This is a genomic window from Mycobacterium sp. 155 (genome assembly GCF_000373905.1).
GTDB lineage: Bacteria > Actinomycetota > Actinomycetes > Mycobacteriales > Mycobacteriaceae > Mycobacterium.
The window spans coordinates 1238755-1258163 of record NZ_KB892705.1; the positions used below are offsets into that span (position 1 = coordinate 1238755).

The following is a 19409-nucleotide window of genomic DNA, read 5'->3' on the forward strand; positions in this document are numbered from 1 at the left end:
GGTCGGGGCAATATTCACCGCGGTAGCCGCGTGAGATCCAACGTCACACCCATCGCCGTGAGTTGGCCGAGAACGTCCTCGGGCCCATGTCCGTCAGCTGCAGACCATAGGGCAACGCGGTCGGGCGCCCCGGGCGCGTGCCCGTAGGGTGCAGGCAATGCCGAAACTGAGCGCCGGGCTGTTGCTGTACCGCATCACCGAGGGCGGTGTAGAAGTGCTCATCGTCCATCCCGGCGGGCCGTTCTGGGCGCGCAAGGACAATGGAGCCTGGTCGGTCCCCAAAGGGGAATACGCCGACGGTGAGGATGCGTGGACGACGGCCCGGCGTGAGTTCGCCGAAGAACTGGGCGCGCCGGCGCCCGACGGGCCCCGATTGGACCTTGCCCCGGTGCGGCAGGCCGGCGGCAAGGTGGTCACCGTGTTCGCGGTATGCGGCGACTTCGATGCGACCGTCGTCCACAGCAACACCTTCACGATCGAGTGGCCGAAGGGCTCCGGCAAGATCAGCGAGTTTCCCGAGATCGACCGCGCCGCATGGCTTCCGGTGGCTGCGGCCCGGGAGAAGCTGTTGGCCGGCCAGCGGCCTTTGCTGGACCAGCTGATGGCCGCCCCGCCGCTGGCGGGTTACCACGAAGGTGATGCAGCGGCCGCGCCTCGAGTGGGTTGACGATCAATGCCCGGCCGTGCCAGCGCCAACCGGTCCGCGACAACGAGGCTCATCGCAGACCGTTACTGCGGCGAATCGACTCACGGCATTCCCGCCGGGTCATGCCGGTCTGCTGCATACAGACCCGGACCGGTGACTCCTCGGCGACCGGCAACTGTTCCTCGGTGGGATCGACGGTAACTGTCGGGCTCGGGATATCACCTTGCGTGAGTGACCATATCGACGTACCGGTGGTCTGCAGCGTCGAGCAGTACGCCGTGGCGCCGCCGGCGGTAGTGCCCGTCGCACCCGGGGGAGCGCAGTTGGCACCGATCACCACCGCGGCAGGGGTGGCCGGAGCCGTCGTCATAACAGTCGTCGTCACGGTAGTCGCGCTGTCGGTGCGTGGCGGGGGCGGGGGCGGGGGCGGTACGGCCATAGTGCTCACCGGCGTGATGACCGGAGTGGTGGTTACCGTCGTTTTCGCGATCGGACGCTCGTCGGCGCGCCGGAACTCCACTGTCGCAACGACAATCGCCGCGATCAACAACGTCGCGAGCACCGCGGGAACGAGCACCGCCGGCCGCAGCAGGCTTCGGTGCGGCGCGGCAGCCACCGGCGCCAGCTGGGTTCCGTCGGCGTCTCCGGCATCGAGCTGATGACGTAGTGCCCGAGCGAAATCCACGCAGCGTTCGAACCGGTCCTTGGGATTCTTGGCCATGGCTTTGGCCAGCACCGGGTCGAGCGGGGCGAGATCGGGGTGGTTTGCGGCCAGTGCCGGCGGAGCGGATGACAGATGCTGACTGATCACCACGGCGGGGTTGGAATTCTCGAACGGCGGCTTGCCGGTCAGAAGGTGAAAAGCCGTGGCTGCCAGTGCATATTGGTCGGCCCGTCCATCCAGGTGATGTCCCAGCAGCTGTTCGGGGGCGGCATAGGCCACGGTGCCGACGGTCATGTTGGTCGCGGTCAGCCCGCTGGCCTCATTGGCATAGCGCGCAATACCGAAGTCGGCCAACAGGATCCGCTGTTCGTCGGGAGCTGGTTGGGCGAGCAGGATATTCGCGGGCTTGACGTCGCGGTGCAACAGATCGCGTTGATGGGCGTAGTCGAGCGCCTCGGCCACTGCGGAGATGATCTCGCACACCTGATCCTTGGGCATACCGCTGAGGTGCCGCTCTCGCAGTGCCTTGGCGGCATCGGTGCCGTCGACGTAATCCATCGAGATCCAGAGCTGCCCCTGGTGCTCGCCGCGGTCGTGGATCGCCACGATGTGCGGATGCCACAGCGACGCGGCGATGTCGGCTTCCCGGTTGAACCGTTCGCGATATTCGCCGTCGGCGGACACCGCCGTCGGCAACACCTTCAACGCATCCTGCCGAGGCAGCCGCGGATGCTGGGCCAGGTACACCTCGCCCATCCCGCCGGACCCCAACAATCGGACAATCGTGTATCCCGCAAACGTCGCACCAGGGGCCAGCGGCATGCGCGGAATAGTACCGTCGCGCCCTACGGATCGGGCGTGAGATGGCCACCCTCTCCGGCCCGTGACACGCAGGTCAGGGTGTCGCCGGCGTCGCGGATTAGCCCGCCGGGGTTCCCGCGCCCGGTGCGCCGGCGATCGGAACCACCGGTGTCGGCGTCACTGTGGTCACGCCGTTGGAGCCCACGTGCGGGGCACCCGGCGCCCCGCCTGAGCTCTGGGTCTCTTGCAGCTGTTCCAACGCGTGCTCGGTGCAGTCCAGCGTCAGCAGCATCCGGCCCTGAGAGGTGACCTTCTGGGCGTCCACGAGGCACTGGGACTGCGGCAATGCGCTGCCGAACGACCCGCCGAAGTACGCCTTGACACCCTGGCTCTTGAGAATCTGCAGCGCCTTCATGTACGGCTCGCCGACGACGTTGACCGCGGCGCCGGAATTGGGCTGCGAGGCCGCGGTGCCCGCGCCGAACAGGGTGATCGCGCCGGCAGCGGCGAGTCCACCACCGAGCACAAGAAGCTGCTTGTTCACGTCAAGTCTCCGAACGTTCGGGTTGAGCTGCGAACATATCGCAGCTGTGACGATTGTGAAACCGTTGCAGCGTCGTCTGGTGTTACACACGCGACTGCACCAGCGCCGCCATCAGGTCGCAGAGAGTCGCCGCCCGGGCATTGCCGAACACGTCTTCGACGAGTAGGCGACGGCCGTCGGGGCCACCGAGCGGTACGCGCCAGTTGGGGTATTCGTCAGTGGTGCCTGGCTGATTTTGCGTGCGGAATTCGCCTACCGCGTCGGCCAGCGACAACGTCAACAATTTGGACGGGGTCAGCCCCAGATAGCGGTACAGCGCCGTCACGATCTCTTCGGGACCGGCCTCGGCGTCAAGTAGGCCGACCCGGCGCAGCTCGGCGAACCATGCATCCTGCGCGGCCTGGTCCTCGGCCAGCTCGACTTCGATAGGCCGCGTGAGCAGGCCGAGTTCCTGACGTAGCCGCACGTGGTCGCCGGCCAGATATCCGGCGGTCGGCGGCAGGTCATGTGTCGTGACCGAGGACAGGCAGTACTCGCGCCAGCGTTCGGCGGGCAGCGGCGCGCCGCTGTCGTCGCCCTCGAACCAGAGGATGGAGGTGCCGAACAGGCCGCGGTCGCGCAGATAATCGCGCACCCACGGCTCGACGGTGCCGAGGTCCTCGCCGACGATGACAGCCCCGGCGCGGTGCGCCTCCAGCGCGATGATGCCGATCATCGCGTCGTGGTGATAGCGCACGTAGGTGCCTTCCGTGGGGGCCGCGCCCTTGGGAATCCACCACAGCCGGAACATGCCGATGATGTGGTCGATGCGCAGGCCACCCGCGTGCCGTAACGCCATGGAGACCAGCGCGCGGAACGGTTCGTAGGCCTGCTCGGCGAGCCGGTCCGGCCGCCACGGCGGCTGCGACCAGTCCTGACCGAGCTGGTTGAACTCATCGGGCGGTGCGCCCGCCGTGACGCCCAGCGCCATCACGTCCTGAAGGGCCCAGGCGTCGGCACCGTCGGGGTCGACGCCCACCGCCAGATCACCCATGATTCCCAGCGCCATCCCGGCCTGCACCGCGGTGGCCTGGGCGGCGGTCAGCTGGCAGTCGAGCTGCCACTGCAGCCAGCGGTAGAAATCGACGGCTGCGGGATTGGCGGCCGCGAACGCCGCGACCTCGGGGTTGTGCGGATGCTGCAACTCGATGGGCCAGTTGTGCCAGTCGTGCCCGTGTTTTTCGGTCAGCGCGCACCAGATCGCGAAATCGTCGAGCGCGCGTCCCTCCCTGGCCCGGTACGCGGTGTAGGCCAGCTCGCGGCCGGCCGACCGGGGTACGCGGTACACCTGCTTCAGCGCGGCCGATTTGGCCTCCCACGCGCTGTTGCGATCGATCAGCTCGCGGCGCCGGGCCCGCTCGGCGATGTCTACCTGCAGTTTGCGGATACGGCCGCGGTGGCGCGCGTCGGCGTACTCGGGGATGGCTTCGACCCGCAGATACAACGGGTTGACGAAGCGGCGCGATGTGGGCAGGTACGGAGACGGCTCCATCGGAGGAGTCGGTGCGGCTGCGTGCAGTGGGTTGACCAGGATGAAATCGGCGTCGTGGGCAGCGGCTGACCACACAGCGAGATCGGTTAGATCGGTGAGGTCGCCGGCACCCCAGGAGTTCTGCGACGAGACGCTGTACAGCTGCACCGAGACCCCCCAGCCGCGCCGGTCACCGAGCCGGGGCGGCAGGGTCAGCGTGGCAGGGGAGATCACCACGGGTGTCTCGGTATGGAAGTTCCCGGCCGCGAGGTGCAGTCGGTGATAACCAAGCGGAAGATCGGCCGGTAGTTCGAAGGTGGCCTCACCGACGAGGCGGTCACCGAGATCGAACGGGGGGCGATTGTTCTCCAGCTGGTGCAACCCGGTTCGCGTGCTGCCGTCCTCCAGGCGCAGCGTCACGTCGACGGGGTCGCCATGGGTCACATGGACCCAGAACGCCGTAGACCACCCGGCTCGGCCGATGACGATCGGCGGCAGCGAACGCTGCCAATAGCTGCGCTCGTGGTCGCTCACCGCGGCGGCGCGGTCCTGTTCGGTCCCGGCTGCCACCCCCAACGCCTCCAGCACCGCCACCAGCGTCGATTCGGACACCGTGGTCCGGCGTCCGGTCCAGTCGTGGTACTCGGTGGCGACGCCGTAGCGCCGGGCCAGCTCCACCAGGGTCTGCGGCAATCCAGTCATGGTGCCATCTTGGTGCATGGTGCCATCTTGGTTGTCCACAGCCCGATCGCGTCAGTCGACATCGCGGATCAGCAGGTCCACGGAGGCCCCGAACCGCTACCCGGTCAACGAGGCGGCGCATCCCGCCGACCTGCGGCGGGTCGGCGATCGGTTGGTGTCTACCGCCGTCTGACGGGCGGTATCGTCGCCGAAGTGGTTTCGGTACGGGTCGATTCGGCCCCACTGCTACGGGCCCGCGTCGCCGTCGGGTCGCTGTTCTTGACCAACGGGGCGATCTTCGCCAATCTGGTGCCCCACTATCCGCAGATCAAGGCTGACCTGCAGTTGAGCAACGCCGCCTACGGCGCTACCGTGGCGGCGTTCTCGGCCGGTGCGCTGGTCGCCGGCCTGGCCGCAGGCGTGCTGATCCGGCGCTACCGGTCGGCCCGGGTCGCCGTGGTCGCCACAGTTGCGCTGGCGGTTCTCGTGGTCGTTGCGGCGGTGACGCACAGCGCGGCCGTGCTGGCCGCTGCGCTGTTCCTGGGTGGCGCCTGCGACGCGATCACCGATGTGGCTCAGAACGCCCACGGCCTGCGGGTGCAGCGCGCCTATGGCCGGTCCATCATCAACTCGTTCCATGCGGTGTGGGCGGTCGGGGCAATACTCGGAGGACTGACCGGCGCCGCGGTGATCGCCCTCGGTGTGCCGCGCGGCACCCACCTCGCGGTGGTGGCGGTGATGGTCTGCGCAGTGGTCCTCGTCGCCGACCGCTTCCTGCTCGCAGGGAACGATCATGAGGATCACCCCGCTGTGCGGGCCCGTGCGGTAAACCGGCCGGGCACCGGCGTCTACCTGACCCTGCTGGCGCTGGTCGTGATCGCCATCGCAGGGGCGACCGTGGAGGATGCCGGAAGCTCCTGGGCCACGCTATACCTGCGGGACACCCTGCAGGCGCCCTCGGCTGTCGCCGCGTTCGGTTACATCGCGGTAGTCGGATTCATGTTCGTGGGCCGTCTGTTCGGGGACCGGTTGGTCGACCGGTTCGGCGAGCGGTCCGTGGTGCGCGCCGGTGGCCTCGTCACGGCCGCGGGAATGGGCGCTGCGCTCGCGTTCCCCAGCGTGCCCGCGACGATTGCAGGTTTCGCGGCTGCCGGGCTGGGGGTAGCCACCCTGATCCCGGCCGCCATGCACGGTGCCGACCAGTTGCCCGGATTGCGGCCGGGCACGGGGCTGACGGCGGTGACGTGGCTGATGCGGGTGGGGTTCTTCGGTGCGCCGTTGCTGGTCGGCGTCGTCGCCGATGCCGCCGGACTACGTGTCGGCCTGCTCATCGTGCCGGTGGCCGGCGTGCTGGTGATGGCGCTGGCCGGGGCGTTGGGCAGCACTCACGACGTGCTCAGTGTGCCGCAGTTGCCAGCTCGATCGTGAACACGCCCGACACGATGAGCGCGATGCCGATCATCATGACGGGCGTGAGGGCCTCGTGGAACAAGAACCTGGCAGCGACGGCGACCAGGGCCACGCCACATGCGGTCCAGATGCCGTAAGCGATGCCGACGGGGATGCCCAACGACAACGCGAACCACAACAAGGTGAAGGACACCACGTACCCGAGCGATACCGGCAGGATCCAGGCCTTGCGGCGAAATCCATCTGATGCCCGCAGCGCCAGGGTCGCCAACACCTCGCACAGAATCGCGCCGCTCAGCACCACCCACATCATCGCTGCGCGTCCTCTGCGGGTGATCCGAGCTCCACGAGCAGTACCCCGGCGATGATCAGGCCGATGCCCGCAGCGATCGGCCAGGTGAACGGATCGCCGAACAACGCCGCGGCAAGGACCGCGGTGGTGGCGGTGCCCAGCGCACCCCAGACGCCGTAGGCCACACCGACCGGCATGCCCGCCCGCAGCACCATGGTCAGTAGCGCGAACGCACCGAGGTAGCCGACAACCACCACGAATATCCAGGCCGCATGGTCCTGGGAGGCTCGTAGTGACAGGGTGGCCGCGACTTCGGTGGCGATCGCCGCGATCAGCAACGCCCACTTCCGCACCGCACCAACCTAGCGAAAGGTCGGTGTCCTAGAGAACGAGGCCCAGTCGGGGTTCATCGCCCAGTCGGTGGCAGTACGTTGGCAGTCGTCGCATCATCGAGGAGCCGGTCATGTCCGAACCCACCGTTGCCGCCGACGGCCCGGTGGTCGACACCACCTACGGACCGGTGCGCGGAACCGATGACCGAACGGTCAAGGTGTGGCAGGGAATTCGATACGCCGCCGCCCCGGTAGGAGAGTTGCGTTGGCGCGCACCCGAACCGCCTCGGCCATGGCAGGAAGTCGCCGATGCCACCGCGGTGGGCCCGGTCTGCCCGCAACTTGTCGATCCACGGATTCCGATCGATCTCGGTGGGCCCCAGGCCGAGGACAGCCTGGTGCTCAATGTCTGGGCGCCTGCGGATGCCGAGCCGGGGGACGGTAGACCGGTGATGGTGTGGGCTCATGGCGGGGCGTACGTCCTGGGCTCGGCCAGTCAACCGCTGTACCGGGGCCAGATGCTGGCCGCCGAGGGCGACGTGGTCGTTGTCACCGTCAACTACCGGCTGGGTGCTTTCGGATTCCTCGACCTGACCGAATTGAGCACAGCCGGTATACGTTTCGACACCAATCTGGGTCTGCGCGACGTGCTGTGCGCCCTACGCTGGGTGCGCGACAACATCGCCGCATTCGGTGGTGACCCGGACCGCGTCACCCTGTTCGGTGAATCGGCAGGCGGTGGCATCGTCACCACGCTGCTGGCCAGCCCGGCTGCCGGGGGTCTGTTCAACGCGGCGATTGCCCAGAGTTCCCCGGTCACCTCGATCTACGACGCCGAACGGTCCCGCCGGGTGGCACGTCAGGTTCTCGACGGGCTGGGCATCGCTCCCGACGACGTCGGACGGATGGCTCAGGTGCCGGTCTCGGCCGTGCTCTCGGTCTCCCGGCGGATGTTCAACTTGGTGCCGGAACAGATGCCGGGCACGTTGGCATTCGCTCCTATCGTCGACGGCGACGTGGTGCCGGACTATCCGGTGAAGCTGGCGCGCGAGGGCCGCACACTCCCGGTGCCATTGATCATCGGGACCAACAAGCACGAGGCCGCGTTGTTCCGCTGGATGAAGTCGCCGCTGATGCCAATCACCCCGGAAGCTATCCGGGCGATGTTCGACGGTATCGCCGCCGAGCAGCCCGGATTGTCGCTGCCGACGGAGGCCCAGATCGCCGCTGCGTATTCGGGCCTGCGTACCAAGGCCCGCGGTATGGGTGTGGCCCGCGACATCGGATTTCGGATGCCGTCGCTGTGGTTCGCCGACGGGCACAGTGCCGTGGCACCCGTCTATTTCTACCGATTCGACTTCGCCACCCCGATGTTGCGGCTACTGCGACTCGGTGCCGCACACGCCACCGAGCTGCCCTTCGTGTGGGGCAATCTGGTTGCCGGTCCCAAGGACCCGACGTTCAAGCTGGGTGGGCTCAAGCACGGTCGGGCGGTGTCGGAGCGCATCCGCCGCCGCTGGACCAACTTCGCCACCACCGGTGCACCCGCAGGTGCCGCCGGGGAGCCGGTGTGGCGCCCGTACCGGCGCGACGACCGTGCGGTCCTGTTGATCGACAAGCAGGACAAGACGGTCGCCGACCCGGACCGTGACCTTCGTACGGCCTGGGGCGACGAGGTGCTGAACTTCCGCTGAAGCGTGGCGTTCGGTGGAGCCGATTCGACGTGTGGAAACTGTTGGTGTGCTTAGATTTTGCACCCGGCGCTGCGGCAGTAACGGAGCAACGGCGGTGGGATCGTGACGTGGATGGCGGGCCGGCTCGGGTGCGTGTTTCGGCTCGCCCGGCTGAGATGTCACTGGGAGTTGGCCCGCTGTTTCGAATTGCGGTGAGCATAACGCCCCACAAGTAAATCCAAGATCAGTAAGCTCACCCGCAGCCGGGCTCGATCCGGCCGGCCGCGTAGCGATAGGGGATCTGAGTGGGAGACACACTGACCGAAGGGCAGAAGCTCGAGAAGGGCGGATCGCTCACTTCCAACAACGGCGCATACACCCTGACGCTGCAGGATGACGGCAACCTGGTGCTGTACGCGCGTGACCAGGCGGTTTGGTCGACGGAGACCAACGGACAAGACGTCGTGCGCGCCGAGGTGCAGACCGACGGCAACTTCGTGCTCTATACGTCGGAGAAGCCAGTGTGGCACACCGACACCAAGGGCAAGAAGAACGTGAAGCTCGTCCTTCAGGACGACCGCAACTTGGTGCTCTACGCCGCCGACGGACCGGCCTGGTCGTCGAAGACCGACACCACCGAGCCGCCACCCCCGGCCCCTGAAGCCGCCGCGCCCGAGCTGGCCGCGGTCGAAGAGCCGGCACCCGCACCGGAACCCGAACCCGCCGCCCCGCCGACGGCCCCCGAGCCGCGCACCTACACGGTGGAGTCGGGCGACACGCTGTGGGCGATCGCCGAGCGGTTCTACGGCGACGGCAACCGCTATCAGGAGATTGCCAACGCCAGCGGCATCGCGAACCCGGATCTGATCAATCCCGGCCAGGTTCTGACGATTCCCTGACCTGGCGGACGCCAACGTCCTGACGACGATGGCCCGGACCATTCGGTCCGGGCCATCGTCGTCCGCCGCTAAACTCGGCGGATACCAGACCAGATCGGAGGCACTGTCGTGCTCCAGCCGTGGCTGCTCCTCTCGCGGGCGTTGCTCGTGGCGGCAACGTCGATATCGGCCTTGGCCTTGTCGTCTGCGCCGGCTTCCGCCGACCCTGGAGTGTTGGTGTACCCGGGCATGGAGATTCGCCAGGACACCAACGTGTGCACCCTGGGCTTTGTCGATCCGGTGTCCCGGGTGGCCTACACCGCCGGACATTGTCGGGGTAGTGGTCCGGTGGGTGACCGTGACGGCAACTTCATCGGTCAGCAGATGTCGTTCCAAGACAACACGCCTGACGGCGCCACGGTTGATACGGATCATGCGATCGCCGATTGGGAGACGATCCAACTGGCGGGCGATGTCGCGGTGAACAACATCCTGCCTGGTGGCCGCATGCTCGTCGACGACCCGGGCGCGGTGGCGACCCCGGGCCTTCCGGTGTGTCATTTCGGCGTGATCACCGGTGAGAGTTGCGGAAACGTCGAGGCCGTCAACAACGGTTGGTTCACCATGGCCCACGGTGTGGTCAGCCAGAAGGGCGATTCGGGCGGCCCGGTGTACGTCGTTACGCCGGATGGGCGGGCCGCCATCGTCGGTGTGTTCAACAGCACCTGGGGGCAGTTCCCGGCCGCGGTGTCATGGCAGAGCGCCAGTGGTCAGGCCCGCGGCATGGTGCAGGCCTCCAGTCAGGTCGATGGCCACTGACGCTTGGCTACGGCGTTAGTCGAGCAGTTCGAAGATCGGGATGGACGGGGCTGTGGCCCGCAGTTCGACGTCCGACGATTGCGGTGTCAACCCGGCCATGTGGCCCTTGACTTCCCAGTACCACCGCGCGAGGTAGTTCCGCAGCAGTGCGGGCTTGGCTTCATCGGGAACCTCGGTCAGGCGGCGCGTCGAACTGCGCCGGCGTGTCCCGGTCTCCACCTCGCCCGCAGCCCTGGCATTGCGGACCCACTGGGTTTCACCGCGAGGTGACACCAGGAAGTCCCTGCCGCCCACCGACATCAGGTTCACCACTACCGTGCGGGTCTGCCCCGTGCGCCGGCCTCGCACACGCAGGGCGGTGGTGCCGGCGATGCTGACACCGGCCTCGGCGAGCCGGCGGATCAGGTTGTTGCCGGTACGAGCCAGCAGGCCCGGTGCGTCGTATCGCGAGGTCATCGTCAGCCTCCTGTAGGCAGAAACAAGAGCAGCGCTCTCGAATTACATCGTGACACGATCGGGGCAATAATTCAAGAGCACTGATCTCGGTTGTGGCAGACTGCCGCCGTGGGCAAACGGCAGGAGAGTCGGCAGCGCATCGAGGCGGCCATCGTCGAGATCGGCAGGAGGCATCTGGTCACCGAGGGTGCGGCCGGACTGTCGCTACGGGCCATTGCGCGCGAGCTCGGCATGGTGTCTTCGGCGATCTACCGCTACGTTGCCGACCGCGATGATTTGCTCACACTGCTGGTAGTCGATGCCTATTCCGAACTGGCCGACGTGGTCGATCAAGCCGCGGCGGGGCTTTCTGCCGAATCAGACTGGCGGACAAGGCTGTTGGAAATGGCATGCGCGGTCCGCCGGTGGGCGATCGACCAGCCTGCGCGCTGGGCGCTGCTGTACGGGAGCCCGGTACCCGGATATCACGCACCGGCAGAGCGCACTATTGGGCCGGGGACCCGGGTGGTGGCTGCACTGTTCTCGGCGGTGGCCGATGGAATTGCCGCCGGGGCCGTCGGAGAGTCGGGTGGTGCTGTGGCGCAACCACTTTCGGATGACTTCGATCGCTTGCGCGCGGAGTTCGATTTTCCCGGCGGTGATGGTGTGCTGGCGAAGTGCTTTCTGCTGTGGGCGGCGCTGGTCGGTGCGGTGAGCCTTGAGGTGTTCGGTCAGTATGGTGCCGACACCCTCACGGACCCGGGGCTGGTGTTCGAGGTTCAGATCGGTCTGCTGGTCGACGTGTTGGCCACGTGATGCGGCTGGATAAGCGGCACGCCCCGGCCCGCCCAAACTAGGCGGGAGTGCGCAGCTCGGTGAGCTGCCAACGGCCGGCGCCAAGCAGTTCGAGGCGCCGGTCGTGATGCTGTTCGACGGTGTTGCGGTGGCTGACACTCACGACGATCGTGTCCGGCAACCGGCTGCGCAACGTCGTGTACATCGCGAATTCCTGGCCGGCATCGAGCGCCGAGGTCGACTCGTCGAGGAACACCGCCCGCGGCTCGGCCAGCAGCACGCGGGCGAACGCGATGCGTTGTTGTTCGCCGGGGGAGAGCACCTTCGACCAGTCCGAATCCTCGTCCAGTCGAGATGTCAGATGCCCCAACGAGACCGTCGCCAAGGCATCCCGGATGGCGTCGTCGCCGTACGCGCCGCTCGCCGCCGGGTAGCTGACCACCGTGCGTAGGTCGCCGAGTGGGGCATAGGGCAATTGGGACACGAACATCACCCGGTGATCGTCGGGAAACCGGACCGTTCCCGAGCCGAACGGCCACAACTGCGCGAGGGTGCGCAGCAGCGTGGTCTTGCCGGTTCCGGACGGGCCGGTGATCACCAAAGCCTCGCCGGTCGCCAGCCGCAGATCGAGGTCGTCCAGCAGGAGCTGGCCGGTCGGTGAGCGCACCTCGACAGCGTCGATCTCAAGCGCGCCGTCGACACTGGGGGCACCCGCCAATCTCGGTAGCGTCCTCGCCTGTTCGTTCGCGGTGACCAGTCCGTCGAGCCGGATGATCGCGGCGCGGTAGCCGGCGAATGCGTCGTAGACGGCGCGAAAGAAGCTCAATGAGCTCTGCACCGAGCCGAAAGCCCCCGCCGATTGCATGACATCGCCCAGCCTGAGTTCTCCGGCGAACAACCGCGGGGCCTGCACCATCAGCGGTAGCGGGGAGATGATCTGGCTGATCGAGCGGTTCCAGCCGAGGAAAGCCACGCCCCGGCGCACCAGCCTGCGGTAGTTGGCGATGATCCGGGCGAAGCGCAGCGCGAGCGCGCCACGCTCGGTGTGCTCGCCGCGGTAGAAGCTCACCGCTTCGGCGGCGTCGCGGATGCGCACGAGTGCGTACCGGAACGCGGCATTAGTGAGTTCGTTGCGGAACGTCAACCGGATGATCGGGCGGCCGATCCAGAACGCCACCACGGTCGTGACCGCCACCCACACCAGGGCGATCCAGAACAACGCCTTGGGCACCGTCACTCCCAGAATCGTCAGCGGCCCGGCGAGATTCCACAGGATCGGAGTGAACGCCACCACTGAGACGACGGAGTTCACCGAACCGAACATCAGGGTCTGGGCGGTTCCGACCGTCGGGGTGTTGGTCTCCGGTCCGGTCCCGGTAGTGAACACGTCGATGTCCTGCTGGATGCGCTGATCCGGATTGTCGACGGGTTCGCCGCCGAACGACGGCAGAAAACGGGCGCGGTAGTAGGCGCGGTCACCGAACCAGTCGCCGGTGAGATGGTCGGTGAGCCACACCCGCCAGCGAATGATGAAGTACTGCATCAGGTACAGGTCGAGCAGCGTGCGGGTGATGTCGGCCGCGACCAACAGCGCGAAGATCATGATCGAGCGCCAGAACCCGCTGACACCGGAATTGCGGACCGCGTCGTCACCCGCCGCGGCGCCCTCGAAGGCGACCTGCAAAGCCGAGGACTGGTCGTTGGCGTAGTAGCTGAACAGCACGTCCATCCGTACTGAGATCAGTACCGACAGCAGCAGGACAGACAACAGCACCCAGGGCGTCATGCTCTGGCGCCCCGTGAAATACCCACCGGTGATCCGCCAGAACTGGCGGCCCCACGTGGTCACCCGCGCGACCACCGCCAGGACGGCCAACAGCACGAGTGCGCTGAGGGCCCATGCCTTGGCAACCCACAGCACCGACGCGAGGATCTCGTTGCCCCAGTCCAGCGTCGGGGTGAACATCTCCATGCCGGGAAGGTACCGGCGGACAGGCTGCTACTGGTCTACCAACGCGGGATTGCGAGCGGAGTTCTCATCGGTCTCGCCGAGCCGCCAGCGCCCTTCGCCGAGCAGCTCGAGGTGCTGCTCATGGTGCTGACCGACCGTGCTGCGGTGCGTGACACTGACCAGGATGGTGTCCGGCAAGTGTTTGCGAACCAATCCATAAAGCATGTATTCCAGGCCCTCGTCGAGTGCCGAGGTGGCCTCGTCCATGAAGACCGCCTTGGGTTTGGTCAGCAGCACGCGGGCGAACGCGATGCGCTGTTGTTCGCCCGGTGAGAGCACCTTGGCCCAGTCGGCGACCTCGGACAGGCGTTTGATGCATTGCGGCAGCGCGACCTGTTCGAAGGCCCAGTGCAACGTCTCGTCGGGAATCTCGCCCGGCTTCTTCGGATAGGAAACGACGGCGCGCAGATCGCCGAGCGGCACGTAGGGCAGCTGGCACAGGAACATCGTTTCCTCGACACCCTGCGGGCAGCGGAACGTGCCGGTGGCATACGGCCACAACTGGGCCAGCGAACGCAGCAGAGTGGTCTTGCCCGCACCGGACTGGCCGGTGACGATGAGGGTGTCGCCTGCGTGCAGGCGCAGATCGAGGTCCTCGATCAACGTCTCGCCGGTAGGCGTGTTGATGTAGACGTCCTCGAGTTCGACCAGGCAGTCGTCGCCCGCCTCGACCGTGAGCTCGGGCAATGCCCGGCTTTCCTCGTTGGCCACGACCAGGCCGTGCAGACGCATGATCGACGCACGCCAACCGGCAAAGCCGTCGTAGTTGTTCCGGAAGAACGACAGACCACCCTGGATGCTGCCGAACGCCGACGATGTCTGCGAGATGTCGCCGAGCTTGATCTGCCCGGCGAACATGCGTGGGGCCTGAATGATCCACGGGAGCGGAACGATGATCTGTGAAATCGACAGGTTCCAGCCGTAGAACTTGACCGACCGGTTGATGAAGCGCTTGTAGTTGGCGACCACCGGGGCGAACCGTTGCCGCAGCTGCAGCCGTTCGGCCACCTCTCCGCGATAGAACGCCACAGCCTCGGCCGCGTCGCGCAACCGGACCAACGCATACCGGAAGGCGGCGTTGAACCTCTCGTTGTTGAAGGTCAGGCGGATCAGCGGGCGGCCGATCCAGAACGCCACGATGCTGGCGACCAGAACGTAGACGATACCGATCCAGAACATCGCCCTGGGCAACGTAAACCCGAAGATCGTCAGCGGACCGGACAGGTTCCAGAGGATGAGAGTGAACGAGGCCACACTCACGATGGCGTCGATGGCGCCGAACAGCAACGTGCTCTTGGTGAAGGTGTTGGGATTGCTGGGCAACGGGCCGATCCCGTTGGTGAAGATGTCGATGTCGGACTGGATACGCTGGTCCGGGTTGTCGATGCTGTCATCGATGAACCGGCTGCGGTAGTAGGCCCTGCCGCTGAGCCAGTCGCCGGTGAGTCGGTCGGTCAGCCACGCGCGCCACCTCAGCGTGAAGCGTTGCATCAGGAAAAGGTCCAGCATCACGCGGACCACGTGGATGGTGGCGAGGATGCCGAAATGGACGAGGGCCCACCAGAAGCCGTGGATCCCGGAGTCCTTGACCGCCTGATTGCCCGCGCCGATCCCCTCGAAGGCCGTCTGCGCAGACGACATCAGATCGTTGCCGTAGTAGCTCATCAGCACATCGATGCGCACGCCGCCGACGACCGAGACCAGCAGGACCGCGAGCCATACCCAGACCGTGACGCTGTTCCTGCCCGTGAAGTAGGCGCCGGTGATGCGCCACCACTGCCGACCCCACGTCGTGAACCGCCCGACCAACATAAGCACGATCAGGGTTGGTATCGCCGTGTACAGCCACACCGTGGCGATCCACTTCAGCGACGCGCCCCACTCGTTGCCCCAGTCGAGTGACGGGGTGAACATGTCCATGCGGGCAAGGTACCCTCCGATGCCGCCACGGGCGTGGCGGACGCGGATCCGCTGCCGCGTAACGTGAACATGTGCCGAAGACGTCCAGCGCCAAACCGGGGCGCTTGAGCAGCAAGTTCTGGAAGCTACTGGGTGCCACCACCGAGCGGAACGAGGCCCGTTCGCTCTCGGAGGTCACAGGTGCGGCCAAGTTCGAGGAGAAGGCCGCCGGTCTCGACGACGAGCAGCTGACCAAGGCCGCCAAACTGCTGCAGCTGGAGGACCTGGCCGAGGCTGCCGACATTCCGCAGTTCCTGGCCATCGCCCGTGAGGCCGCCGAACGGACCACCGGGCTCCGTCCCTTCGACGTGCAGTTGCTGGCCGCGCTGCGGATGATGGCCGGCGACGTCGTCGAGATGGCGACAGGCGAGGGCAAGACCCTGTCCGGCGCGATCGCCGCGGCCGGTTACGCCATCGGTGGACGCAATGTGCACGTCATCACCATCAACGACTACCTGGCCAAACGCGACGCGGAATGGATGGGTCCGCTGCTGGAGGCGCTGGGACTGACCGTCGGCTGGATCACCGAGGATTCGACGGCCGAGGAGCGCCGCGTGGCCTACGAGTGTGACGTCACCTACGCGTCGGTCAACGAGATCGGCTTCGACGTCCTGCGTGATCAGCTGGTCACCGACGTCGCCGACCTGGTATCGCCCAACCCCGATGTCGCGCTCATCGACGAGGCCGACTCGGTGCTGGTCGACGAGGCGCTGGTGCCGCTCGTGCTGGCGGGGACGAGCCACCGCGAACAGCCCCGGGTCGAGGTCATCCGACTGGTCGGCGAACTCACCGCGGGCACTGACTATGACACCGACGACGACAACCGCAACGTGCACCTCACCGACGCCGGGGCCCGTAAGTTGGAGGCCCGACTGGGCAACATCGACCTGTACTCCGAGGAGCACGTCGGCACCACGCTCACCGAGGTCAACGTGGCGCTGCACGCACACGTGCTGCTGCAGCGCGATGTGCACTACATCGTGCGCGACAACGCGGTGCACCTCATCAACGCCTCGCGGGGCCGTATCGCTTCGCTACAGCGCTGGCCCGACGGATTGCAGGCCGCGGTTGAAGCCAAGGAGGGCATCGAGACCACCGAGACCGGTGAGGTGCTCGACACCATCACCGTCCAGGCGCTGGTCAACCGCTATCCGACCGTATGCGGCATGACCGGCACCGCACTCGCTGCTGGTGAGCAGCTGCGTCAGTTCTACAAGCTCGGCGTGTCGCCGATCCCGCCGAACATGCCCAACATCCGCGAGGACGAAACCGACCGGGTGTATATCACCGCCGCGGCCAAGGCCGACGCGATCGTCGAGCACATAGCCGAGGTGCACGCGACCGGACAACCCGTCCTGGTCGGCACCCACGATGTCGCCGAATCCGAAGAGCTGCACGAGAAGCTGGTCAAGGCCGGGGTTCCCGCCGTGGTCCTCAACGCGAAGAACGATGCCGAGGAGGCCGCGGTGATCGCCGAGGCCGGAAAGCTCGGATCGGTCACGGTGTCCACCCAGATGGCCGGGCGGGGTACCGACATCCGACTGGGTGGGTCCGATGAATCCGGTCACGATGAAGTGGCCGAACTCGGCGGTCTGCACGTGGTCGGCACCGGGCGGCACCACACCGAGCGGCTGGACAATCAGCTACGCGGCCGTGCCGGCCGACAGGGCGATCCGGGCTCGTCGGTGTTCTTCTCCAGCTGGGAGGACGACGTGGTGGCCGCCCACCTAGACGGCGGCAAACTCCCGACCGAGACGGACGAGAACGGCCGGATCGTCAACCCCAAGGCAGCCGGGCTGCTCGACCACGCCCAGCGCGTGGCGGAGGGCCGGCTGCTGGACGTGCACGCCAACACCTGGCGCTACAACCAGCTGATCGCCCAGCAGCGCGCCATCATCGTGGACCGCCGTGACACCCTGCTACGCACCGAGACCGCGCGTGACGAGCTCCGGGAACGTTCGCCGGAACGCTACGACAGTCTCGTCGAAATTCTTGGCGAGGGCAGCGAAGAGAAGCTGGTCAAGATCTGCCGGCTGATCATGCTGTATCACCTGGACCGCGGCTGGTGCGAGCATCTTGCGTACCTTGCCGATATCCGCGAGAGCATCCACCTGAGGGCTTTGGGGAGGCAGAACCCACTCGACGAGTTCCACCGGATGGCCGTGGACGCGTTCGCCTCGCTGGCCGCCGACGCCATCGAGGCGGCCCAGCAGACCTTCGACACAGCGGACTCGATCGAGGACGAACCCGGCGTCGATCTGTCCAAACTGGCGCGGCCCACCTCGACGTGGACCTACATGGTTCACGACAACCCGCTCAACGACGACACCATGTCTGCACTGAGCCTGCCCGGGGTGTTCCGCTAAGTTTTTAGCTATGGACAACGCGCCTGCTCCCAAGGGCAGGCGCGCGGCTCCGGACGCGACCGCGGTGCCGGACCGGATAGTGACTGTGCCCAACGCGCTCAGCGTGCTGCGGCTGGTGCTGGTGCCTGTGTTCCTGTGGTTGCTGTTCAGCGTTCACGCGAACGCGTGGGCGGTCGCGGTGTTGGTGTTCAGCGGGTTCTCGGACTGGGCCGACGGCAAGATCGCCCGCCTGATTGCCAACCAGTCCTCGCGGCTGGGTGAACTGCTGGATCCACTTGTGGACCGGATCTACATGGTGACCGTCCCGCTGGCGCTGGCGCTGTATGGCGTGGTGCCGTGGTGGTTCGTGGCCACGTTGATCGGACGCGATCTCGTGTTGGCGGCCACCCTGCCGGTGGTGCGCAGCCGCGGGCTGACCGCCCTGCCCGTGACTTACATCGGCAAGGCTGCCACGTTCGCGCTGATGGCGGGGTTTCCTCCGGTTCTGCTCGGACAGTGGGATGCGTTGTGGAGCAGGGTGGTTCTGTACTGCGGCTGGGCATTCCTGATCTGGGGCATGGCGCTGTATCTGTGGTCGGCGGTGCTGTATCTGATTCAGGTGGTGTTGGTGGTGCGCCACCTACCGAAGGTGCCGCGATGAGCCGAGAGTGCCCATGAGCACTTCTGGGGCCAGCGAACTCGGGGGCTATGCCTCAGGCGCCGGGCTGAACACCCACGACGCCGACGCGCCGGCGCGTATCCCGGTGCCGTCACTGCTGCAGTCGTTGCTGTCAGAGCATCTGGACCCCGGCTATGCCGCGGCGGCCGCCGCTCGGGAGACGGGTGCCAAACCGCGGCGCCGGCTCGGCGAATGGGCCTGGCAAGTGCTGGCCGCGCTGGCGATTGCCACCGTTTTCGCGGTCGCGGCCGCGCAGGCCCAGATCACGGCCCCGGCTGCCCGAGAGGCCCAGCACACCCTGGCCGGCCGAGTGCGGGCGGTGGAGGCCGCCACGCGACATGCCAGTGCTACGCGGGATGCGCTGACGGATCAAGTGGATGCCGAGCGACACGCCAAACTGGGTATGGACGAGAACGGCCAACGGTTGCTCAGCAATCTCGATACCGCCAATATCGTTGCCGCCGCAACACCGATGATCGGTCCGGGTCTGACCGTCACAGTGACCGATCCGGGCATGTCGAAGGACCTCAGCGACGTGTCCAAGCAGCGGGTGGCGGGCAGCCAGCAGGTGATCCTCGACCGTGACCTGCAACTCGTGGTCAATTCGCTGTGGGTCAGTGGCGCCGAGGCCATTGCGGTCGGCGGCGTGCGGATCGGTGCGGGAGTCACCATCCGGCAGGCCGGCGGTGGGATCTTGGTCGACAATCAGCCGATCACGAGTCCGTATGCCATCGTGGCCATTGGCCCACCGCATGGGATGGCCGACGCCTTCGACCGCAGCCCCGGGCTGCAACGGCTGCGGTTGCTGGAGACCTCGTACGGTGTCGAGGTCAGCGTGAGCGCCGGTGACAGCCTCAGTGTGCCGGCGGTGCCGGTGCGGGATGTCAACTTCGCCAAGCAGATTGGACGACCTTGAGATACACAGGATTGACCGG

At 66.7% G+C, this 19409-nt stretch carries 17 protein-coding genes; 9 read left to right on the plus strand and 8 right to left on the minus strand.

The window, feature by feature from the left end; translation table 11 throughout:
• Nucleotides 1-157: 157 nt before the first annotated feature.
• Complete coding sequence (locus tag B133_RS0105745; protein WP_018599766.1) at nt 158-667, plus strand: NUDIX domain-containing protein; 510 nt, start codon at nt 158-160, stop codon at nt 665-667.
• A gap of 49 nt (nt 668-716) precedes the next feature.
• Here B133_RS0105745 and B133_RS0105750 read toward each other — a convergent pair whose 3' ends face one another.
• From B133_RS0105750 to malQ, 3 genes are all read right to left on the minus strand, one after another.
• Nucleotides 717-2132 (minus strand): serine/threonine-protein kinase, encoded by a 1416-nt coding sequence (locus B133_RS0105750; protein WP_026256016.1) that lies wholly within the window; start codon nt 2130-2132, stop codon nt 717-719.
• 97 nt (nt 2133-2229) lie between these two features.
• The gene (locus tag B133_RS0105755) at nt 2230-2655 is read right to left on the minus strand and encodes a hypothetical protein (RefSeq protein WP_018599768.1); all 426 of its coding nucleotides are present in this window, start codon (nt 2653-2655) and stop codon (nt 2230-2232) included.
• A gap of 82 nt (nt 2656-2737) precedes the next feature.
• A complete protein-coding gene (malQ, locus tag B133_RS0105760; RefSeq protein WP_026256017.1) occupies nt 2738-4867 on the minus strand; it encodes a 4-alpha-glucanotransferase in 2130 nt (709 codons plus the stop codon).
• 192 nt (nt 4868-5059) lie between these two features.
• Here malQ and B133_RS0105765 point away from each other — a divergent pair, with 192 nt between their 5' ends.
• Complete coding sequence (locus B133_RS0105765; protein ID WP_036418971.1) at nt 5060-6274, plus strand: MFS transporter; 1215 nt, start codon at nt 5060-5062, stop codon at nt 6272-6274.
• On the opposite strand, the gene B133_RS0105770 is transcribed toward B133_RS0105765, so the two are convergent.
• Together B133_RS0105770 and B133_RS0105775 are read right to left on the minus strand one after the other, a co-directional pair.
• Nucleotides 6243-6566, minus strand: a complete 324-nt coding sequence (locus B133_RS0105770; RefSeq protein ID WP_018599771.1) for a multidrug efflux SMR transporter — start codon at nt 6564-6566, stop codon at nt 6243-6245. The two genes, B133_RS0105765 and B133_RS0105770, sit on opposite strands and share 32 nt — an antisense overlap.
• Nucleotides 6566-6901 (minus strand): multidrug efflux SMR transporter, encoded by a 336-nt coding sequence (locus B133_RS0105775; RefSeq protein ID WP_018599772.1) that lies wholly within the window; start codon nt 6899-6901, stop codon nt 6566-6568. Before B133_RS0105775 ends, B133_RS0105770 begins: the two co-directional genes overlap by 1 nt.
• Before the next feature lie 110 nt (nt 6902-7011).
• Between B133_RS0105775 and B133_RS0105780 the strand changes: the two genes are divergently transcribed.
• The 3 genes from B133_RS0105780 (at nt 7012) to B133_RS0105790 (ending at nt 10250) form a co-directional block, all read left to right on the plus strand.
• On the plus strand, nt 7012-8574 hold the full coding sequence (locus B133_RS0105780) for a carboxylesterase/lipase family protein (protein ID WP_018599773.1): 1563 nt from the start codon (nt 7012-7014) through the stop codon (nt 8572-8574).
• Between the two features lie 284 nt (nt 8575-8858).
• On the plus strand, nt 8859-9452 hold the full coding sequence (locus B133_RS0105785) for a LysM peptidoglycan-binding domain-containing protein (protein ID WP_018599774.1): 594 nt from the start codon (nt 8859-8861) through the stop codon (nt 9450-9452).
• Between the two features lie 147 nt (nt 9453-9599).
• Nucleotides 9600-10250 (plus strand): hypothetical protein, encoded by a 651-nt coding sequence (locus tag B133_RS0105790; RefSeq protein WP_085974249.1) that lies wholly within the window; start codon nt 9600-9602, stop codon nt 10248-10250.
• A 15-nt stretch (nt 10251-10265) separates the two neighbouring features.
• Here the strand turns inward: B133_RS0105790 and B133_RS0105795 are convergent, their stop codons facing one another.
• Nucleotides 10266-10706: a nitroreductase/quinone reductase family protein gene (locus tag B133_RS0105795; protein WP_018599776.1), complete on the minus strand. Its 441-nt coding sequence runs from the start codon at nt 10704-10706 to the stop codon at nt 10266-10268.
• A 108-nt stretch (nt 10707-10814) separates the two neighbouring features.
• On the opposite strand from B133_RS0105795, the gene B133_RS0105800 reads away from it, so the two are divergent.
• Nucleotides 10815-11501: a TetR/AcrR family transcriptional regulator gene (locus B133_RS0105800; RefSeq protein ID WP_018599777.1), complete on the plus strand. Its 687-nt coding sequence runs from the start codon at nt 10815-10817 to the stop codon at nt 11499-11501.
• A gap of 37 nt (nt 11502-11538) precedes the next feature.
• Here B133_RS0105800 and B133_RS0105805 read toward each other — a convergent pair whose 3' ends face one another.
• Both B133_RS0105805 and B133_RS0105810 read right to left on the minus strand, forming a co-directional pair.
• Nucleotides 11539-13452, minus strand: a complete 1914-nt coding sequence (locus tag B133_RS0105805; protein ID WP_018599778.1) for an ABC transporter ATP-binding protein/permease — start codon at nt 13450-13452, stop codon at nt 11539-11541.
• 27 nt (nt 13453-13479) lie between these two features.
• Complete coding sequence (locus tag B133_RS0105810) at nt 13480-15411, minus strand: ABC transporter ATP-binding protein/permease (protein WP_018599779.1); 1932 nt, start codon at nt 15409-15411, stop codon at nt 13480-13482.
• A 71-nt stretch (nt 15412-15482) separates the two neighbouring features.
• Between B133_RS0105810 and secA2 the strand changes: the two genes are divergently transcribed.
• Genes secA2 through B133_RS0105825 form a run of 3 tightly spaced genes read left to right on the plus strand, consistent with a single transcriptional unit; the run spans nt 15483 to nt 19390 of the window.
• Nucleotides 15483-17816: an accessory Sec system translocase SecA2 gene (gene secA2, locus B133_RS0105815; RefSeq protein ID WP_026256019.1), complete on the plus strand. Its 2334-nt coding sequence runs from the start codon at nt 15483-15485 to the stop codon at nt 17814-17816.
• Between the two features lie 10 nt (nt 17817-17826).
• Nucleotides 17827-18456 carry a CDP-alcohol phosphatidyltransferase family protein gene (locus tag B133_RS0105820; protein ID WP_018599781.1) on the plus strand — a complete coding sequence of 210 codons (630 nt, stop codon included), beginning with the start codon at nt 17827-17829 and terminating at the stop codon, nt 18454-18456.
• Nucleotides 18457-18469: 13 nt separating this feature from the next.
• Nucleotides 18470-19390 (plus strand): DUF881 domain-containing protein, encoded by a 921-nt coding sequence (locus tag B133_RS0105825; RefSeq protein ID WP_018599782.1) that lies wholly within the window; start codon nt 18470-18472, stop codon nt 19388-19390.
• Nucleotides 19391-19409 lie beyond the last annotated feature (19 nt).